Here is a 16,464-nt window from a genome sequence, read left to right as displayed (position 1 = left end):
CTTAGTACGTCCTTTCTTTTGGTTCGAAGCGAGTGATTACAACTTCACTCTGACCCACTTCGTATTCGCCATCTTCTTTAAGTTTAATTACAGTATGATTTAAGAAGTTAGCATCATCACGTTTCGCGAAGTCTTCACGAAGGTGACTACCACGACTTTCTTTACGACGAAGAGCGCCCAAAGTAACAGCTTTAGCCACTGTTAATAAGCTACCTACTTCGATGTAGTTTACGAAAGCCATATTGAACGTACGGTTAGTATCGCCAACGTAGCAAGTTTTATATTCTTCAATCAAACGATTCAAAGTTTCTAATTCTAATTCCATTTTCTTTTCTTCGCGGAAGATACCTACGTTATTCCACATGGAAAGCGCCATTTCATCACGAATTTCAGAAATAGGACGACCAGTTGTACGACCAGTTACTTCACGGAATTTCTGTTCCCAGCTGTTAGCTGCATCGTTAAGAGCTTTAGTAGCATCTTTAGCTGCATTATTTTTAACATAATCTACAGCGCCTTCACCAGCTACTTTACCAAATACAACAGCGTCTGCCAAGGAGTTACCACCAAGACGGTTAGCACCGTGGATAGATACACAAGCAGCTTCGCCAGCAGCGAATAAACCAGGTACGCAAGTACCGCAAGTTTTATAATCGTTTACATCAATACCGCCCATAGAATAGTGACAAGTTGGACGAATTGGAATTGGTTGAACTAATGGGTCAGCATGTTCGAAAGTGATAGCCAAATCACGGATACCATGAAGTTTTTCAAGAATGACTTCTTTTGGTAAGTGACGAACGTCAGCTACTACATAAGCATCAAGACCAGTACCAAAGCCACGACCTTCTGCAATTTCAGTTTCGATAGCTTTTGCTACTACATCACGAGGTGCTAATTCCATTTTACTAGGCGCATAGTCCTTCATAAAACGTTCCCCTTTATTGTTTAAGAGGTAACCACCTTCACCACGAACAGCTTCGGACATTAAGATACCGCTCTTACCAAGACCAGTTGGATGGAACTGAACCATTTCAGGGTCTTTCAAAGCTACACCAGCGCGGAAGCATGCTGCCATACCGTCACCAGTGGAGAGGTAAGGATTAGAAGTACGTGTCCAATACATACGACCAGCACCACCAGTAGCGATTACGAGTGCAGTAGTCGCGATTTTTTCTACACGGCCTTCTTTCATGTTCCAAGCAACAACCCCACCTACAGCGCCGTCGTCAGTTTTTACGATGTCTAATAAGTACCAATCTTGAAGGAAATGTACATTTTCCTTTAAGCATTGTTCATACAAGGTATGCAAAATTACGTGACCCGTTTTATCGGCACTATAGCATGTACGAGGATATGCCTGACCACCGAAATTACGTTGTGCAATTTTGTTTTCACTAGTACGGGAGAATGGTACACCAAAATAATCAAGTTCTTTGATTAATTCAGGACAACGGTTGATAAAGAATTCAACAGCATCCTGGTCAGCAAGATAGTCACTACCTTTTACAGTATCAAAGATATGATCTTCAATAGTGTCTTCTTTTGCCACATTGTTTAATACGCCATTAATACCGCCTTGAGCCATAGCCGTTGCAGAACGACTAGGGAAAATTTTGGTAATAAGAGCAACGCGCAAACCTTCTTGATGAGCTGCTTCTAAAGCTGCTCGTTGGCCAGCTCCGCCGCTGCCTACTACTAGAACATCAAACTGTTCCATAATAACCTCCTAAACTTGTACCTACTTCCTACAGTCTTATTAACGGTATGCAATACCTAATGCATACCAATCCTATAGCTTGTTACTTAATTATAGCGGTTTTTAAAGCTTTTTGTCCAAACTCAATTACTCATACTTGAAAACAGCCTATATAAATGATAATTTTTATCATTTATATAAATCCCCTATTTTTAGGGTAGAATTAAACCCTAAACATCTATCCTTTCCCATTAAATCAATATTTATTTCACAACTATTCCTTTCTTTTATATTTCAAAATAGAAAAACGGAATAATTAATCGAAAATCATTATCACCGTTTTTTTTTATGATTTTTGTCAAACGTCCAAAAAACGTCCAATCTATGCATAAAACACAAAGGTACACAATTTAGTTATCATAAATTTAATGCATAAAGGATATCTCTTCATAAGGAGTTCATTCCCTTACGCTATACTGGGCGCATAAAATCGCTATTAATTAATTGTTATAATTAATTATGAAGAGTCTCTTAATAAGATTCGGCATACAATTTATTACTTATTATAGTCTGTTACTTTCCCTCTGGGCGTGAAACAGGCTTATTTCTGTAAGACAGGAGTGATTATATGAAAGTTTTACTAGTTGAAGACGAAGAAATGTTAAATAATATTATAGCTAAACGTCTCCGCGTAGAGTCTATGACAGTTGATTGCTGTTTTGACGGTGAAACGGCCTTAGACCATATTAATACATCTAGTTATGATGTCGTAGTCATGGATGTAATGATACCTAAGATGGATGGTTTCACAGTAGTTCAACATTTGCGTCAAGAAGGTAATAAGACACCTGTTTTATTCTTAACAGCTAAAGATGCTCTTCAAGATAAAATTAAAGGGTTTAACCACGGTGGCGATGACTATTTAGTCAAACCTTTTGAATTTGAAGAGTTAATCGCTCGTATTTATGCATTATCTCGTCGTAGCTACAACCATGCTCACAACGATTTAGAAGCAGGTCCTTTAACAATTAATAGTCAAAGTCGTACTGCTACTTTGCATGGCCACGAATTAGTATTAACGGCTAAAGAATTTGATTTATTATATTATTTAGCTAGCAATGTAAATATCGTACTATCTCGTCAACAGATTCTTGATCATGTATGGGAATACGATTATGAAAGCTATTCTAACCTAATTGATGTATATATTAAGGATTTACGTAAAAAACTTGATGTAGCCGACGAAGCAAAATTAATTCATACCGTACGAGGTGTTGGCTATGTATTCAAAGTGGAAGAATAGAAACTCAAACTTACAGGGAATCAGCCAATGGTTTCATTGGCTGCGTTCCCTCTTTGTTCGCAACGAGAATGGCACTTGTATCAATCCATTCAACCGATTACCCATTACATTAAAAATTACGGGTTGGTATTCCATTTTCTTACTACTCATGCTACTCATGCTCTCCGTCTTCATTATGCAATTCACACAATTGTGGGAAGATTCAGAAATGCGTAGCACACTGCAATCACGAGTCATTAATACCGCCGATAATTTAACACGATTTCGGCCATTCCAAGAAGGGGTATTTACTGTACTCTACATGGACAACGGGGTCGCTATTAAGGGCGCAATTCCTGATGGTTTTCCGCCAGAAAGTATGCTATCACCACATCATATTACAGAAATAACAGTAAAAAATTCGACTTTCTACTATTATGATGCACCAGTAGCTGATCCGGCTTTTCATGGTTGGGTACGCGGCGTTTTACCAGCTACGACCGCCAGTCGAGCGGCTAATATCATGCTTTGGTCCCTACTCTTAGGGGGTGTCATCTTCTTAGTCATTGGTACCAGTGGCGGTTATTGGATTATTAAACGTGGCTTACGCCCCATTCGTAATATGACAAAAACAGCTGCTACTATTGGTCAAAAGCGTGACTTATCACAGCGAATTGAACAACTCGTCGACAGTCATGATGAAATTGCAGCCCTATCGCAAACTTTCAATAGCATGTTGGATAGCTTAGAAAACTCATCCCTTCGCGAGAAACAATTCAGTTCTGATGTATCTCACGAATTACGAACCCCCATTGCAGTCATTCAAGCAGAAAGTGATTTTGGTAGAGCCTATATTGATAATATAGACGAAGCCAAAGAAAGTTTTGAACATATTTTCCAGCAAAGCCGTTTTATGACGGCTATGGTCACACAATTATTAGATATTGCCCGTCTTGATAACATGGATAATATCAAAAAGGATCCCCTTGATTTAAGTCATATGATGCAAGAAGTTGTCGATAGTTATCGTCGTATTTGTAAAGAAAAATCTATCACTTTACAAGCTACACTTGAGCCAAATCTATCCATAACTGGTAATCTCCCCTTTTTAAAACGGGCCGTTGGCAACTTAGTGGATAATGCCATTAAATTTACCAAAGACACGGTTACCATTGCCTTAGACAAAACGGACGAAGCCATTCGCATCACTGTTAGTGATAATGGTGAAGGCATTAATGAAGAGGACTTGGCTAAAATCTGGGACCGATTATATCAAGTTGATCAAGCTCGTACTAAAAAGGCAGACCAAGGACTTGGCTTAGGACTTTATTTTGTACAAAACATTATAAAACTACACCAAGCTAAAGCCTACGCTGTAAGTGAACCTCATGTGTCAACTAGCTTTATTTTGGAATTTCCTACAACGACCGTTGAGGCCTCTGGAAAGGATTTACCATGAAACATTTATTACAACCCGTTTCTGTAGAAACGAATGATACAGAACCTCCAACGCGACGGATTCGTCGTCTGCTCTCCCTATCTATTGCGGTCTGTATCATTGGTGCTGTAGTCTATGGGATTCACGATTATTTAGAAGCTGAAGAACAAGCCAAAGTAACAGCGGCTCGTTCTGAAATGGTGAAAGCCCAAGCTACGGCTAATAATATGTCATTGCTCAGTGAAGATCGTATTAAAGAATTAACGTCTATTAATACAGGCGTTCCCCTCAGCGAACTCACATTTAAAGAAATATCACTCATCACCTTTGATGATTTACCAGCACCATCTCAATTAAGTAAAAATCATGCCAATACATGTAATGTAACATCCCAAGATGATGCCGGTGATTCTGAAAATGTGGTAATTCCCGAAGAAAATGGTAATGTGACCTCACTACCACCATTGAAAGTACCTGAAAAAACAAATGCAACTCATAAAAATGCAGTTAGCGCTAAAGCACCCCTAATAGAACCAATACCTAATGGAGAAGTAAATAATGTACCTGTTAATCAAAATAGCGAGCCTAAAACAAGGCCTGCTAACGACTTTAGTCGTACGCCACCTCATGAATTTCAAAAGCATCCATTCTATCAAATCAAAGCGGCACGTTCTGGCTTGACCTATGAATTAATTATTGATGGTGTTAATGGACATATAATTAAATCAATAGTACATTAAATTTCTAGGATAAATGCCAACTACTATATACACTGGGGTTTACGAGAATTTACGCCTATTAACTTAAATGCAAAAATTTAACAAAAAAAGTCGATAATTTCTCAAAACGTTCATTTTGCTTTCATACTGATAGCTTATTATAATATCATCAAATGAATGGTAATTCCGATACCCCATTCGGGTTACCTCTATCATTGATTACAGGGAACTATATCGGATTTGAACCCTCCCTGTTCAGCCGATGTAGGTAATCGATATTTCATTTGATTAACACTAACACTCCCCTTACAAGAAAAACAGGAATCCCTCCCCGGATTCCTGTTTTTCTTTATTTTACTATCTTTATTGCCATATAGGTCACATATATAGTAAAATAAAACAATAAATTTAATATTTTCTATATTATATAGTTTTAAATCCTTTAGCTATATTATCTATGCGTAAAGAACCTCTGTAATATAGTCGTTACATAGCATTTTAAAAGGAGGTCTCCTATGGCTTTAGTCAATGAAAATTATTCCAATCTTCAAAGTTCCTATTTATTTGCTAACATAGCTCGTAAAGTAGCGGAATTTCAAAAAACACACCCTGATGCCGACATTATTCGCTTAGGTATTGGCGATGTAACCCAACCACTAGCCCCTGCTGTTATTGAATCCATGCACAAAGCAGTTGATGAAATGAGTCAAGCCGATACCTTTCGTGGTTATGGCCCTGAACAAGGTTATGAATTCTTACGTCAAGCCGTCATTGAGCATGACTACAAACCACGGGGTATCCAACTAGATATTGACGAAGTATTCATTTCTGATGGTGCTAAATCTGATGTTGGCAATATCCAAGAATTATTCAGTGCCCACAATACAGTAGCTATTACTGACCCAGTATACCCCGTTTACTTAGATAGCAATGTTATGGGTGGTCGTTCAGGCCAATTCGTAGATGGCAAATTTGAAAATATTGTGTACTTACCAACGAATGCAGAAAACAGTTTCTCCCCAGCCTTCCCTGAAAAGCGTGTAGATATTGTCTATCTTTGTTGTCCTAACAATCCAACAGGTACCGTGTTAACCCGTCAACGCCTTAAAGAATGGGTAGATTGGTGTAAAACCAATGATACCGTGCTCATGTTTGACTCTGCGTATGAAGCCTTTATCAGTAGTGAAGATACTGTCCACAGTATCTATGAAATTGAAGGAGCCCGCGAGGTGGCTATCGAATTCCGCTCTTTCTCTAAAACAGCTGGTTTCACAGGTACACGCTGCGCCTACACAGTCGTACCTAAAGACTTGGTAATTAATACGGCTAACGGCGAAAAGCAGGCCTTAAATCCATTGTGGAATCGTCGTCAATGTACCAAATTTAATGGTGTTCCTTATATCGTTCAGCGAGCTGCCGAAGCCGTCTATTCCGAAGCCGGTTACAAGCAAACCCGTGAAGCTATTGCTTACTACAAAGAAAATGCCCGCATTATCCGTGAAGGCCTAGAAGCCATTGGCTTAACTGTATTCGGTGGCATTGATGCTCCTTACATTTGGCTTAAAGTGCCAACGGGTATGACCAGCTGGGAATTCTTTGATTTATTATTAGAAAAAGTACATATCGTAAGTACACCAGGCGCCGGTTTTGGACCTTGTGGCGAAGGGTATCTACGACTTACAGCTTTCGGTAGTCGTGAAAATACCTTACGTGCCATTGAGCGAATTAAAACTTTAAAAATATAATATTAAAATTTCAATAACAATTGAAGTCTAAAGATAAAAAACTAAATATTAAAAACTAGACATTAACTAGACATTAACTAGGCATTAAATAGAACTATAATATATTAAAGAGAGGATAGAATGTTTACTGTTGTCAAAAAATTAGAAATTAGTGCATCTCATCAATTAAAATTAACCTATAAGAGTAAATGCCAAAATTTACATGGTCATAACTGGATTGTCCACATTTATGCTCGCAGTGCTGAACTCGACGAAAATGGTATGGTCATCGACTTTGGTCATATCAAAGAAGCCATCCATGGCCGTCTCGATCATAAACATGTAAATGATATTATGGGTGATATTAATCCGACTGCCGAAAATATGGCCAAATGGATTGCTGACGAACTCGGCGAAAAATGTTTCAAAGTTGTTGTCCAAGAATCAGAAGGGAACGTGGCTATCTATGAACGTGATTGAGCTTTTTAGCTCTATCGAAGGGGAAGGCACACGCCAAGGCTTTCCCTGTTCCTTTTTACGATTACATGACTGTAATCTCCGTTGTGTGTATTGTGACACTCTCTATAGCTATGGCGATGATGCAGTTTTTGAAACGTACACAATCAATGAAATGGCCGACGCCCTAGAGGCCTTAGGCAATCGCTATATTACCATTACAGGTGGCGAACCTCTGTTACAGGCTAAGGAAGTAGAAGCACTGATTGATGTATTAAGCGCTCGTACAACACCGTATGGACCTTACGAATTTAACATTGAAACCAATGGCAGTATTTTACCACCCTTTCAACGGGCCAATGTTTTCTACACCTTTGATTATAAATGCCCTGATTCTGCAGCCGAAGAGCATATGCAGCCAAAGCTATGTGACTCCTTAACAGATAAGGATGTACTAAAATTTGTAGTCAGCTCTTATAGCGATTTACAAAAGATGAAAGAAATTGTAACTACGAAACAGCCAAAAGGCCATATCTTTGTCTCCCCTGTATTTGGCAAAATTGATCCAAAAGATATTGTTGAATATCTTTTAACGAATCACCTACAGCAAGTACGTTTACAATTACAAATCCACAAATTTATATGGGATCCAGATGCTAAAGGCGTTTAGCTAAACACAAAGGACCGAACTGAGTAGTACCTTATGTACCTCAGTTCGGTCCTTTTTCTATATATTAGAATTCATATATCCTAATACTAGCTATAAACTCTTTTAAATATCTAATACTTATCTAATGTAGCTATAATGTAATTATTTGTCTACATCTAAATTATATAAACCAGATGGGTTTTCACCAAGATTTACAAGAATACTCTTCTTCTGGCTATAGTGTTCTAAAATTACTTTATGCGTTTCACGGCCAATACCAGACTGTTTATAGCCACCAAATGGAGCCCCTGCAGGAATGCTATTGTAGCAGTTTACCCACATACGGCCAGTTTCAATGGCCCGCGCTACACGAACAGCACGATTAATATCGCGGGTCCATACGCCACCACCGAGCCCATAAATACTGTCGTTAGCCATTTTAATTACTTCGTCTTCACTGTGGAATTTAATAACAACCGCTACTGGCCCAAAGATTTCTTCGCGGGCTACGCGCATATCATTGGTCGCATCTACGATTAAGGTTGGACGAACAAAACACCCTTTACCAAATTCGCCATCCGTTACACGAACGCCACCAGCCGCAATACGAGCTCCTTCTTGTTTAGCAATTTCTACATAATCAAGAATTTTTTCTGTCTGGGCTTCATAAATCTGAGCCCCTAATTCGGTAGAATCCTCCCAAGGCATGCCTACTTTAACTTTATCAAACAACTTAGCTAAATCTGCTACAAATTTATCATAAATTGTATCTTGAACGAAGATACGCGAACCAGCACAACATACTTGCCCTTGATTGAACAAGATACCGAGCATAGCACCATCTAACGCCATATCCCATTTAGCATCTTCAAAGAAAATATTAGCGGATTTACCACCTAATTCAAGAGTTGCTGGAATTAAACGTTCCGATGCTGCTTTATATACATTAAGGCCCACTTCTGTAGACCCTGTAAAAGCCAATTTATTGAAACCAGGATGGTCAAGAATATATTGACCAGAACGAGAGCCTTTACCAGTAATAATATTCACAACACCTGGTGGTAAAATCTGCTGGAAAATATTAGCAAATTCTAACAAGCTAAGAGATGTATGATTGGATGGCTTAATAACAATTGTACAACCAGCAGCCAATGCAGGCGCTATTTTCCAAGCAGCCATCAAGAATGGGAAGTTCCAAGGAATAACCTGCCCCACAACACCGATTGGCTCATTTAAAATCAGTGCCAATGTATTTTCATCCAGCATATTAGCGGAGCCTTCTTCAGCGCGAATAGCGCCAGCAAAATAGCGGAAATGATCAATCGCAAAAGGTACATCTACAGCACGTGTTTCACGGATTGGCTTACCATTATCATACGATTCTACCATAGCAAAATGCTCAGCCTGTGCTTCTAGCGCATCGGCAATTTTAAGTAAATATTCCGAACGTTCCTGAGGACTTGTTTTCTTCCAAGTTTCAAACGCTTTTGTCGCTGCTACAACGGCTGCATCAACATCTTCTTTAGTTGCTTCTGCTGCTTTAGCCAATAACGCACCATTAGCTGGACTATGTACTTCATAAGTGCCACCATCACTGGCTGGCACCCACTGATTATTAATAAACAAACCATATTGTTCTTTTAATTGTAAAGACATATTCATTCCTCCTTGTAACCCAGAGCTCAGCAAACTGATAAATTTACTCAGCTTTTAACATTGTAGTTATCCATTATCATACTTACGATATGCTAATCAATATGTCACTCAATAGAAATCAATAAATATCAATAACTATAATATCTATTTTTTTCTATATACTCAGTATACTCCTTAAATAGATATTTTTCAATGTAGGGTGTACAAGTATTTTGTATACATTGGAAAAGTATTCATCAAAAATCATCATAATGATAAGAAATTTGATTACTTATCGGTTTCTTCTGCCTCCAAAATCGGCAACCAAGCCCCATAGCCTTCAGCCACCATATCATCAGCTTTGATGAAACGCAACGATTTACTATTAATACAGTAACGTAAACCGCCCAATTCCGCTTTACCATCAGGGAATACATGCCCTAAATGGGAATCTCCGTGAGCACTACGCACCTCTACACGAGGTCGTCCAATAATCGAATCATCTTCTTTATAATCCACTGCATTCGCTACAATTGGACGAGAAAACGCAGGCCAACCACAACCAGAGTTAAATTTATGAGCCGATAAGAACAGTGGTTCGCCACTGACAATATCTACATAAATACCTCGTTCAAAATGATCATCATATTCGCCTGTAAAAGGAGGTTCTGTCGCACTTTCTTGTGTAATCGCATACGCATCAGCACCAATACGAGCTTTTAACACAGCTGCTTCTTCTTTTACATAGGCTGGCAACCCTACCAAAGGCTCGTCAGCTTTATGCAACGATACATGACAGTAACCATCAGGATTTTTATCTAAATAATCTTGATGATATGTTTCTGCATCAAAAAAATGTTCCAACGGTTTCACTTCAATCGCAAACTTACCGTCCGGATCCACATGTTTAAATAAACGTTCAATTTTTATTTTATCTGCTTCATTCGTATAATATACACCCGTACGATATTGTACCCCCACATCGCCACCTTGTTTATTGACAGAATAAGGATCTACAATCCGAAGTAAATGAAGCAAAATCTCTTCTAACGAAATCATATGACGATCATAATCTAATTTAACAGTCTCTGCATGGCCTGTATCATCTTTGCATACTTGCTCATACGTAGGTGCTTCAGTTTTACCATTCGCATAACCAACTTCAGTCGCTACAATGCCTTGCACTCGTTTAAAATAACCTTCAACGCCCCAGAAACAGCCACCGGCCACATAAATAGTTCGTTTATCACCATATACAGTTTGAATGTTCATATTAAACCCTCTCTTTCATAAAACTCGCTTTTTATCCCATGGCCTTACCTAGCCATGGCAAAGAACTTTGTAAAACAAGTTCTCAATCCCCCTCAAGCATATACCTTTTACATAGATATATCTCAATATAATATATCATACTATACTACTAGGACAAAAGCTAGTATGACGCCCAACCAAATAGTAAATCAATACTAACAGGTACAGTTAGACTAAAAGATAAATTTAAACTAAAAATCTAACTAAGTTGACACTAATTTAAAAAGCATCTGCTGATTTTACTCGACGACGATATACTTGATAGGCTACAAACATGAGTAATGCCCCTGTTACTAAAAATACATACTGTATTCCCAACAGGGTCGTCACGCCACTAGCAAATAAAGGCCCTACCATGGAGCCAAATTGATTCGCTGTCGTTGTCATCCCAAATACACGACCACGAAAAGCAGGCTCTGTATAATGAGCTACTGCTGCACTCAACAAAGGGTTAACACCAACAATAAAGCAACCGACTAAAATCTGTAAACTACCAAACCAAGTAATCCCCAGTGGCATACTTTGTAAGAATAAGAATAAACCTGTCCCACAAAGAGCATAGCACACCGCTTTAAAATAGCCTTTACGCTGCCCAAAAGCGGCCCATAGATTCGTAGTGACAGCGCCAGCTAAACCACCAATACTTAAAATCATACCGGACAATAAAGCGGCTCCTTCCATCGTGCCCTGCAATTGCCCTACATATAAAGCTAAGATAGGTTGCAACATTAAAATAGCCGATTGCATAATAAAGAATAACCATAATAAATCAGTCAATACTTTACGTTGCTTTACAAAATGCCAATCTTCGCGGAATGAACTAGTCGTTACAGTGGCCTCTTCCGTTACCTTTGGTTCTTTTACAAAGAAAAACACCACAGCACTGGCAATAAATAGGACAATCCCCGCAATAAAGAACACAGGTCGCATCCCTACTGCAGCTTCAATCAGCCCCCCTAAAGACGGTCCAATAACATTACCTACAATCAGACCAGTCTGAAAAATTCCCAGTGCCGTCCCTGTCTTTTCTTTAGCCACGCTCAGCGACACCATCGTCATAGCTGCTGGCATAAAGCCATTAGCAAAGCCCATCAAAGCACGTGTGGCTAAAAGTTGCCACGCATCTTGTACAAAGCCAGTTAATATATATGCAATACCGATAAAAATACCAGCACGAATCGCCATAATTTTTTTACCGCGTGTATCGGCCATACGTCCCCAAATAGGCGCCATCACACCTGCTACAAAAAAGGTAATTGAAAACACAACGCCTGACCATAAGGCCACACGATTATGTTCTACCCCTAATTCTAATAAATACACGGGTAAAAAAGGGACCAACATCGTATAACATATCGATAAACCTGTCATGCAAACAGTTAAAATCCATACATTACGCATACCACCATTAGATTCTGCCATAGGATTCCTTCTTTCTTACTACTAACACTTAACGCCATGCGCCTTTCTAAAAAGTGCGCAAAAGCCCCTTGAACTATATCCAAGGAGCTTACAGAGCTACAATTCTAATTCGTATTATTCTTTTTGTTCTCGCCCTGTAAGTTGGGCAATCATTTTATATAGCAACTGATACATCGTTTCAAATTCTTCCTGCGATAGTTTCACTACCTTAGCCATCGCCTGTGGCACATGAGCTACCCGTTGCTGTAAAGCACGACCTTCTTCGGTAATCGAAATAATCACTGTTCGTTCATCCTCTTTAGACCGAGTCCGTGTTAAAAATCCCTTGGCTTCCATCTTACGCAATAAAGGTGTCAATGTACCAGAGTCTAAATATAAATACTCACCTAATGATTTTACATTTAAATGACTATGTTCCCAAAGAACCATCATAACAATATACTGTGTATAAGTTAAATTCATAGGTTCTAATAAGGGTTGATAGGCACGTACAATCTCTTTAGCACAAGCATATAAGGGAAAGCACAGTTGATTTTTTAAGGCCAATTCATCTATATTTTTTTCTATCAAAGTTATCTCCTCATCTCAATTAATTAGCTTACAATATAATTCTATACAACTATACTATCACTGTCAAGCAATTGAACTTGAATTGTTAACCTGTTAATTAACTAAGTAAAGAAAAACGCCCTTTAAGCTATACTTAAAGGCGCGTTAAATCACATTGACTATACAGAAGCAGGCCCTACCGTATCTGACTTAACAGGTGTGTCATCACTCGTTTCAGACGAAGCCACATCAGCCAGCACTTCCTCTGTCACATCATCACCGTCATCTGCCGGCACATCAAATTTTTTGTCCAATACATCTTGTAACGTCAATTTTTCCATATACTCTTTAAATTGAGCTTGCATATGCTCCCATAAAGGCAACGTCATGCAGGTTTTACTACGAGGACATTGATTTACTTCATCTTCTAAACAAGCAACTAGCGCAATCGAATCCTCAGCAGCTCGTAAAATATCGTACACAGTATATTCTTTTGGCTCCTTCGATAACCGATAACCGCCATATTTACCACGTACACTCTTTACATAACCAGCCGCACTAAGACGTGCTACAATACCTTCTAAATATTTATCGGAAATACGTTGACGTTCAGCAATCTCGCGAATGGAAACGTTTTTCTTTTTACCATTTTCTGCTAGGTCAACTAATACGCGCAAAGCATAACGACCCTTAGTTGATATTTTCATCTCTCATATACCTCTTTCACAGTAGGAATTACTAAATTCATTATAACACAGTATTTTCCCCTATCATAGAGGGGAATTAAAAACTTCCTACCCTAACAGACTTTTTCCTACCTATACTCTCCACATTTCCTAACGGCCATGATACAATAGGAATGAACTTATTTCTATACCATCTATAGGAGGTTATTATGTTAGAAAAACTGTTCGCACTCAAAGAGCGCAACACGACGGTGAAAGGTGAAATTATCGCCGGGTTAACCACCTTTATCACCATGGCGTATATTCTATTTCTAGCGCCAAATTTATTAAGTATCGCCGGCATGGATAAAGACGCTGTCCTCATTGCCACAGCCCTTGGTGGCGGTCTGGTAACTATCGCGATGGGTGTCCTAGTCAATTATCCAATTTGTTTAGCCCCTGGTGTTGGCCTACTCGCCTTTTACACCTTTACCGTTGTACTCGGTATGGGCATTGCTTGGCAAACCGCTTTGGGCGCCGTTTTTATTTCCGGTCTAGTGTTCTTATTCTTAACACTCACTACAGTTCGTCAACATATTGTTGAAGGGATTCCGGCGGCCATGAAAATTGCCATCACAGTTGGTATCGGCCTTTTCATCACCATCATTGGTTTGAAACTCTCCGGCCTTATGACAGTAACCTTATCTTTATCCCCTGATAGCTTGGCACAAGTTGTAGCTACCCAAGGTCATTCTACACCTGGTTCTTCTGAAACGATACTAACGCTCGGTAATCTTATGGATCCCCAAGTGGCCTTAGCCCTTTTTGGTCTTATCTTTACCGCTCTATTAATGGCCCGCAATGTACAAGGCGCTTTCATTATCGGTGCCGTTGTAACAAGTATCCTCGCTTATGCCACAGGCAATGCACAGCTTCCTGAAAACTTCTCCATTATGGCCGTACCAGATTTCAGCAAAGCAGCTTTCTTTGAACTTGATATTGCCAGTGCTATGCACCTTGGCCTAGTTACTATCATCTTCTCTTTCACCTTCGTAGAGTTATTCGACTCCATGGGTACCTTAATTGGTACTGCTACTAAAGCAGGCATTGCTAATCCTAAAGAAGGAAAATTCCCAGGTCTTGGCAAAGCAATGACAGTGGATGCTGTGGGCGTTAGCTTTGGTGCTTTACTCGGTGCTAGTACCATTACGGCCTTCGTAGAAAGTGCTGCAGGCGTTGGTGCTGGTGGCCGTACGGGATTAACCGCTGTCACTTGTGGCGTGCTATTCCTCTTAGCTTTACTGTTTGCACCACTTATTACGCTCGTACCAAACTGTGCGACTGCTCCTATTCTAATTCTTGTAGGGGCCCTTATGATGGAGCCAATTCGCGACATCGACTTCTCCGATTGGACCGAAGCCTTCCCATCCTTCATGGTTATCGCTTTAATGCCATTCACTTACAGCATTGCTAATGGTGTGGCAGCAGGCCTTATCATGTATCCACTGCTTAAAATTATTGCTGGTCGTACTAAAGAAGTACACTGGATTATGTACCCATTAGCTATCATCGTATTGATTCGCTATATTTGGTATTAATCTGAAACGACATTTAAACAAAAATTAGTAACAAAAATTAGTAACAAAAAAGGTTGTAACAACTATGAATTAATATAGCTGTTACAACCTTTTATTTATTTTCATTAAGCTTATTATTCGTTATTTCTACAACATCTGTAAAACCAACCACTAACGTCAATACAAAGCTTAAACCAAAAGCAATTCCTAATGCTAATAGGTACCACATGAAGGACGGTCCCATAAATACAGGCAAAGTGGTAACTGCAGGAATAGCAAAAGAAGCAGCACTAACCTTAAAAAAGCCAGCCACAGCACCGCCAAGACCACCCGCTATACAAGCGCAAACCATAGGTCGTTTCAACCTAAGTGTCACTCCAAATACAGCGGGCTCGGTTACGCCTAATAAAGCAATAATACCTGCAGAAAAAGCTTCTGACTTAAACAATGTATTACGAGTTCGTACCGCTACCGCTAATGCAGCACCGGCTTGCGCAAACATAGCCGACCCAAACAAAGGCATTAATGTATCGAAACCATATACGGCTACATTATTAATAGCAATTGGGAAAAAGCCCCATTGCAAACCAAGCATACCAAGAAACGGTTGTACTGTACCTACTACTAATCCAGCTAGTAAAGGGCTTAAACTATAAATTAACTCATACCCATTGCCTAATAAAGCCCCTAACCAAGTGCCGATGGGGCCTAAAATTACAAGCGTGAACGGCGTCATTACAACAATACATAGCGGTGGCGTAAATAAACCTTGCACCGCTTCAGGAAATACTTTTTCACCAAAATTCTGAACATATTTCATACAGTATACGGCCAGTAAAATAGGAATCACTGACGAAGGATACATAACCTGCCCCACAGGTAGACCAAATAAATCAGGGCCAACCCAGTTTGTCTGGCCCGTCATTCCCTTTACTAACGCTTCTGCCGACTCCATACCACCCGCCGCAGGAGCTTTCATAAGCTGTGTCACTTCGGGATATACCAAAACACAAGCCAATAACATCGCTGTGAACGGATCAACTTGAAATCGTTTCGCTGCCGTATAGGCTAAAAAGACAGGGATAAAATAGAAAAAGGCGTCACTCATAGCATTTAAAATAGCGTAGGTACTCGTATTAGGTACTACAAACTCATTCACCGTAAGCAGAATGAATAAGCCCTTTAAAATCCCGGTAGATACCAATAAAGCTATAATAGGCAGAAATAACGACGATAATAAATCAATCGTTCCATTAGCTACTAATTTGACTCGATTGTAAAAAGAATATGTGGACGACATAAAGACTCCTTAACTATGTGAAAAATAATTATAGTTAT

General features: G+C 39.3%; 13 protein-coding genes and 1 pseudogene. 7 read left to right on the top strand and 7 right to left on the bottom strand.

Features of this window, described 5'->3' with window-relative positions:
• Position 1: 1 nt before the first annotated feature.
• The gene (locus tag DYE54_RS07640) at positions 2-1,720 is read right to left on the bottom strand and encodes an FAD-binding protein (protein ID WP_115310676.1); all 1,719 of its coding nucleotides are present in this window, start codon (positions 1,718-1,720) and stop codon (positions 2-4) included.
• 607 nt (positions 1,721-2,327) lie between these two features.
• On the opposite strand from DYE54_RS07640, the gene DYE54_RS07635 reads away from it, so the two are divergent.
• The 6 genes from DYE54_RS07635 to DYE54_RS07610 all read left to right on the top strand — a co-directional run bounded on the left by DYE54_RS07635 (position 2,328) and on the right by DYE54_RS07610 (position 7,988).
• Positions 2,328-3,002, top strand: coding sequence for a response regulator transcription factor (locus DYE54_RS07635; RefSeq protein ID WP_115310675.1), 675 nt, complete (start codon positions 2,328-2,330; stop codon positions 3,000-3,002).
• Positions 2,980-4,440 (top strand): sensor histidine kinase, encoded by a 1,461-nt coding sequence (locus DYE54_RS07630; RefSeq protein ID WP_115310674.1) that lies wholly within the window; start codon positions 2,980-2,982, stop codon positions 4,438-4,440. The genes DYE54_RS07635 and DYE54_RS07630 overlap by 23 nt, the downstream gene beginning before the upstream one ends.
• Positions 4,437-5,159, top strand: a complete 723-nt coding sequence (locus tag DYE54_RS07625) for a hypothetical protein (protein ID WP_115310673.1) — start codon at positions 4,437-4,439, stop codon at positions 5,157-5,159. The genes DYE54_RS07630 and DYE54_RS07625 overlap by 4 nt, the downstream gene beginning before the upstream one ends.
• Positions 5,160-5,653: 494 nt before the next feature.
• On the top strand, positions 5,654-6,883 hold the full coding sequence (locus DYE54_RS07620; RefSeq protein WP_115310672.1) for an LL-diaminopimelate aminotransferase: 1,230 nt from the start codon (positions 5,654-5,656) through the stop codon (positions 6,881-6,883).
• A gap of 120 nt (positions 6,884-7,003) precedes the next feature.
• Complete coding sequence (gene queD / locus DYE54_RS07615; protein WP_115310671.1) at positions 7,004-7,342, top strand: 6-carboxytetrahydropterin synthase QueD; 339 nt, start codon at positions 7,004-7,006, stop codon at positions 7,340-7,342.
• On the top strand, positions 7,329-7,988 hold the full coding sequence (locus tag DYE54_RS07610) for a radical SAM protein (protein WP_115310670.1): 660 nt from the start codon (positions 7,329-7,331) through the stop codon (positions 7,986-7,988). Before queD ends, DYE54_RS07610 begins: the two co-directional genes overlap by 14 nt.
• A 141-nt stretch (positions 7,989-8,129) precedes the next feature.
• Here DYE54_RS07610 and DYE54_RS07605 read toward each other — a convergent pair whose 3' ends face one another.
• The 5 genes and pseudogenes from DYE54_RS07605 to DYE54_RS07585 all read right to left on the bottom strand — a co-directional run.
• A complete protein-coding gene (locus tag DYE54_RS07605) occupies positions 8,130-9,623 on the bottom strand; it encodes an aldehyde dehydrogenase family protein (protein WP_115310669.1) in 1,494 nt (497 codons plus the stop codon).
• Positions 9,624-9,890: 267 nt separating this feature from the next.
• Positions 9,891-10,874 carry a peptide-methionine (S)-S-oxide reductase MsrA gene (msrA, locus tag DYE54_RS07600; RefSeq protein ID WP_115310668.1) on the bottom strand — a complete coding sequence of 328 codons (984 nt, stop codon included), beginning with the start codon at positions 10,872-10,874 and terminating at the stop codon, positions 9,891-9,893.
• Positions 10,875-11,132: 258 nt separating this feature from the next.
• Complete coding sequence (locus DYE54_RS07595) at positions 11,133-12,335, bottom strand: MFS transporter (RefSeq protein WP_172460577.1); 1,203 nt, start codon at positions 12,333-12,335, stop codon at positions 11,133-11,135.
• A gap of 114 nt (positions 12,336-12,449) precedes the next feature.
• Complete coding sequence (locus DYE54_RS07590) at positions 12,450-12,905, bottom strand: MarR family winged helix-turn-helix transcriptional regulator (protein ID WP_115310667.1); 456 nt, start codon at positions 12,903-12,905, stop codon at positions 12,450-12,452.
• A 272-nt stretch (positions 12,906-13,177) separates the two neighbouring features.
• Positions 13,178-13,591: pseudogene (locus DYE54_RS07585) on the bottom strand (RrF2 family transcriptional regulator); the annotation flags it as partial.
• Between the two features lie 188 nt (positions 13,592-13,779).
• On the opposite strand from DYE54_RS07585, the gene DYE54_RS07580 reads away from it, so the two are divergent.
• The gene (locus DYE54_RS07580; RefSeq protein ID WP_115310665.1) at positions 13,780-15,147 is read left to right on the top strand and encodes an NCS2 family permease; all 1,368 of its coding nucleotides are present in this window, start codon (positions 13,780-13,782) and stop codon (positions 15,145-15,147) included.
• 91 nt (positions 15,148-15,238) lie between these two features.
• Here DYE54_RS07580 and DYE54_RS07575 read toward each other — a convergent pair whose 3' ends face one another.
• Positions 15,239-16,426: a PTS transporter subunit EIIC gene (locus DYE54_RS07575; RefSeq protein WP_115310664.1), complete on the bottom strand. Its 1,188-nt coding sequence runs from the start codon at positions 16,424-16,426 to the stop codon at positions 15,239-15,241.
• Positions 16,427-16,464 lie beyond the last annotated feature (38 nt).

This window comes from Veillonella criceti (genome assembly GCF_900460315.1).
GTDB classification, from domain to species: domain Bacteria; phylum Bacillota; class Negativicutes; order Veillonellales; family Veillonellaceae; genus Veillonella_A; species Veillonella_A criceti.
Note: the sequence above shows the minus strand (reverse complement) of the source record. Positions and strands in the feature narration are given on the sequence as shown.

What these genes read in the sequence shown, in the direction of transcription:
- msrA (WP_115310668.1), bottom strand. Translation starts at nt 10,874, where the DNA reads ATGAACATTCAAACTGTATATGGTGATAAACGAACTATTTATGTGGCC.
- DYE54_RS07640 (WP_115310676.1), bottom strand. Translation starts at nt 1,720, where the DNA reads ATGGAACAGTTTGATGTTCTAGTAGTAGGCAGCGGCGGAGCTGGCCAA.
- DYE54_RS07580 (WP_115310665.1), top strand. Translation starts at nt 13,780, where the DNA reads ATGTTAGAAAAACTGTTCGCACTCAAAGAGCGCAACACGACGGTGAAA.
- DYE54_RS07620 (WP_115310672.1), top strand. Translation starts at nt 5,654, where the DNA reads ATGGCTTTAGTCAATGAAAATTATTCCAATCTTCAAAGTTCCTATTTA.
- DYE54_RS07610 (WP_115310670.1), top strand. Translation starts at nt 7,329, where the DNA reads ATGAACGTGATTGAGCTTTTTAGCTCTATCGAAGGGGAAGGCACACGC.
- DYE54_RS07605 (WP_115310669.1), bottom strand. Translation starts at nt 9,623, where the DNA reads ATGTCTTTACAATTAAAAGAACAATATGGTTTGTTTATTAATAATCAG.
- DYE54_RS07575 (WP_115310664.1), bottom strand. Translation starts at nt 16,426, where the DNA reads ATGTCGTCCACATATTCTTTTTACAATCGAGTCAAATTAGTAGCTAAT.
- DYE54_RS07625 (WP_115310673.1), top strand. Translation starts at nt 4,437, where the DNA reads ATGAAACATTTATTACAACCCGTTTCTGTAGAAACGAATGATACAGAA.
- queD (WP_115310671.1), top strand. Translation starts at nt 7,004, where the DNA reads ATGTTTACTGTTGTCAAAAAATTAGAAATTAGTGCATCTCATCAATTA.
- DYE54_RS07630 (WP_115310674.1), top strand. Translation starts at nt 2,980, where the DNA reads ATGTATTCAAAGTGGAAGAATAGAAACTCAAACTTACAGGGAATCAGC.
- DYE54_RS07635 (WP_115310675.1), top strand. Translation starts at nt 2,328, where the DNA reads ATGAAAGTTTTACTAGTTGAAGACGAAGAAATGTTAAATAATATTATA.
- DYE54_RS07595 (WP_172460577.1), bottom strand. Translation starts at nt 12,335, where the DNA reads ATGGCAGAATCTAATGGTGGTATGCGTAATGTATGGATTTTAACTGTT.